Source organism: Mesorhizobium sp. M7A.F.Ca.MR.362.00.0.0 (genome assembly GCF_004023175.1).
In the GTDB taxonomy this organism is placed as follows: Bacteria; Pseudomonadota; Alphaproteobacteria; order Rhizobiales; family Rhizobiaceae; genus Mesorhizobium.
This window is the reverse complement of sequence record NZ_RZTF01000522.1, coordinates 1-2,895: the sequence shown is the minus strand read 5'-3', so window position 1 is coordinate 2,895 and position 2,895 is coordinate 1. Positions and strand designations below refer to the sequence as shown.

The window sequence follows — 2,895 nt, the reverse complement described above, 5'->3', positions numbered from 1 at the left end:
CGCCGGCCCACCGCTCCTGCTGGCGAACCACCGCATCGAGCGCGCCGATGGCGGCGCCAGCGGTGAGCGCGACGTCTTCAACATCTTTGCCCGCAAGACTTTGCGCATCCGGCGCGGCGCGGCGCAGCCAGGTCGGCACAATTGCGATCGGCGCGGTTGAAGCAGCACCGGCAAGCGTGACCTGGTGGTGCAGAGAGGGTTTGGGGCGCAGAATCATCGAAAGCACGATGAATCATGGCGGCGCTTTTGGCAACGAAAATAGGCAAAAAGCGCTGCGCCTGTCGGCTATCCACAACGAACGATAATGTTGCCTTATCGTTCGTTTTGGTCTTTATAGAGGAAATGGCCCCTGTCGCTCGTTTTTCACCGGCGGACGGCCTCGTTTAGGCGTCAGATCGACGAGAATTCGCGTTCATTGAGCGGACCGGGTTTGCGCTTAATCCCCGGACAGCGGCCAGTGGATGGCCTCTCTCGTCACGCAGAACGCCGAAATTCACGCCAATCGGGCTTCCGGACGAAATCTCGCGTATCCTGGTGCGGCCGGATGAATCGGAATTCGTGAGACTGCGCACCGCAGCACGCAGTCTCAGCATTTCTGAATCGCCTGCTCGTCGCTCGGCGGTTTGGGCGACAATGTTGCCCCGGGTGACGCCGGCGGGTTCCGGGCAAGCGCAGCATCGATCAGGCGAGCGCGAACACGCTCCCGTTTCCGCGGAGGTAGCTTTGCCGCGGCGATCCAGCCCGGATCAGCCAGGATTTGACGCGCCAGGCGCTCGTATTCGGCCGATGAGCGCTTCAGCGCCTGGCCGCTCGGCCGTCGGCTTGAGAAGCGGATCTGCCGTGGCGCGGCCCGCCGCATCAGATGCGCGGCGAGAGGCGGCAATCCCTCGCCACCGAGCAGCCTGGTGCCGAAAACATCGTCGAAAGCCAGCAGCGTGATAAAGCGCCAGCGCACCGGCAACTGGCCAAGCGGAGTTGCGGCGCCGACGGCGTGCCGGACGTCGTAGGGACAGCGCCAGCCAGCTTCATTGAACCAGAGCGCCAGCACGGGTCGTGCCGCGGCTGGGTGGTCGAGCGGCGCCCAGAGCACCGAGAGCGCCTTCTCGAGCCTGTCGCCCTCGGGATTTTCACCGTTGAGGCTTGCCGTAATCCGCTGCTGGGTGGCCAGCGCCGTCGCCACGAGGGCGGTATCCTGTGGCTGATCGCCCTCCCCTCCCCTATCGGTGAGAAGCCGCGCGCAATGACTGCAGGCCGGCCGAGCGCTTCCCTCGTGCAGGTGGAAAGCCACGGAAAGTTGTCGATGACACGAGACACAGCGATCATGAAGCAGCCGGCCGTGCATCGGACAGATGCAGCGCTCGCCAAGCATCCAGCCGGCTCGCAAATAGGCATCGCGGCCGGCTGCTTGATCGGCAGCGAAGCAGGCGACACAGACCGGGGTGGATGGAGGCCTTGCCAACGGCGCCCACTCAGGTCCTGCGCTCACGTACCATGATCGAGAGCGGTGCGGATAGCGCTTGCTCAAGGCCAGGCGCTGCAGTCGCTCGGGGTCGACACCACAGGCCTGCGCCAACACCCTCGTCTGATCGAGCGCCGGCGCCCTGTCGTCGATCGCCAAGGGCGAAGATAAGCAATTGCCATCAACGGCGAAATGCCCCGCCAGCTCTTCCGCTGTAAGGCCGTAGCGGCATGCCACCCGCGCCATCCAGGATGACAGCAATTCGTCGCGATAGGGCCGCGGCGCCACGGGCAGACGATCCGGCTCCATCACCCGGCCGCCGCCTGCGGCATCCGCCGGCGTGCCGATTGCGTCATCGACACAAGCGGCAGCACGAGATCGTCTCCAAAACTCAGCAGGTCGAGCCGTTCCTTCCCCGACCGGATCGCCGCCTCGGCTGCCGTCTCGATCAGCTGGAAAATCCGGAACGTGACGCCGCTGGCGAGCGTGTGGATCCTTTCGCGAACCGGGTCCGTTTCGAGATCGGACGGAGCGCGCAGCGGCAGGATGCCAGCGAGGCTTTTCAAGAGCCGCGCAAAGGCGTGATCGTTCTTCCAGGGTTTTAGATGAAACGCCTCGAAGCGCTCGGCGAGCTGCGCGTCGGTGAGCAATGCCTGGCGCGCCAGATCGGTGCCGGCGCACACCAGCGGCACTCTCAGGTCGTTCGCGAGAAACCGCAGCGCATTGAGGAATATCCGTTGCTGCCGATAGGTCCCCGCCAGCATCCCGTTGACCTCGTCGAGCACGATCATCCTGGCGCCGACGGTGCGCAGCAGCGAGCGGCAGATGTCCTTCTCCCGGGCAAGCGTGCCGCCCACGAGCGCGGGAGCCTGCAGGCTGGCCAGCAGTTCCCGATAGAGGTCGCGCTCGACCGGCTCCGAGGGTACTTGGGCCACGACGACCGGCCTGTTGGTAACGCCCGTCGACTGACACAATGTGGGCGGATGCGCCCGCTCGAATTTGCGCACGATCTTGGTCTTGCCCATGCCGGTGTTGCCGTAGGATCAGCAGGCAAGGCATGCGGTCACGTGGGGGATAGGCGAGCAACGCGTTCAGGCGCACAAGTGCGGCTTGCGCCTGGTCGAAGCCGATCCAGCGGTCGGCCTTGATCCAGGCAATGCGTTCTTCGTCGGGCAAAGCGGCATAGCCGCGGTAGCGGTCGTCGAGGTGCTCGAAAGTCCCCTCCCCTCTCACGACCATTCCTCGACGGGAAAGACGGGGACCTTGCTCCAATCGATCGGCCGCTCATCCTCGATTTGCGCAGGCTCGGCCGCAACCGGCGAGTTTGACGCGGCAGCGCCGAGCGCTCGGTCGCGCCTTTCCGCCAGCTGACGCGCTGCCTTGGTGCGCCTGGTCGCGTCCTCGACCAGTGCGCGCTGGGCCTCAATGGTTTCGAA

2 protein-coding genes and 4 pseudogenes are annotated in these 2,895 nt (G+C 65.1%); all 6 read right to left on the bottom strand.

What is annotated here, in order from left to right:
* Positions 1-217 (bottom strand): annotated as a pseudogene (locus EOC06_RS44255) (DUF1403 family protein); the annotation flags it as partial.
* A 369-nt stretch (positions 218-586) separates the two neighbouring features.
* Entirely contained in the window at positions 587-1,180 is a 594-nt protein-coding gene (locus EOC06_RS44250) for a hypothetical protein (protein ID WP_245330150.1), read from the bottom strand.
* Between the two features lie 204 nt (positions 1,181-1,384).
* A pseudogene (locus EOC06_RS45245) lies at positions 1,385-1,690 on the bottom strand (hypothetical protein); the annotation flags it as partial.
* 77 nt (positions 1,691-1,767) lie between these two features.
* Positions 1,768-2,484: a TniB family NTP-binding protein gene (locus EOC06_RS34380; RefSeq protein WP_280953413.1), complete on the bottom strand. Its 717-nt coding sequence runs from the start codon at positions 2,482-2,484 to the stop codon at positions 1,768-1,770.
* Positions 2,485-2,557: 73 nt separating this feature from the next.
* Positions 2,558-2,698, bottom strand: a pseudogene (locus EOC06_RS44930) (transposase); the annotation flags it as partial.
* A pseudogene (locus tag EOC06_RS34375) lies at positions 2,689-2,895 on the bottom strand (transposase); the annotation flags it as partial. The pseudogenes EOC06_RS34375 and EOC06_RS44930, both read right to left, overlap by 10 nt.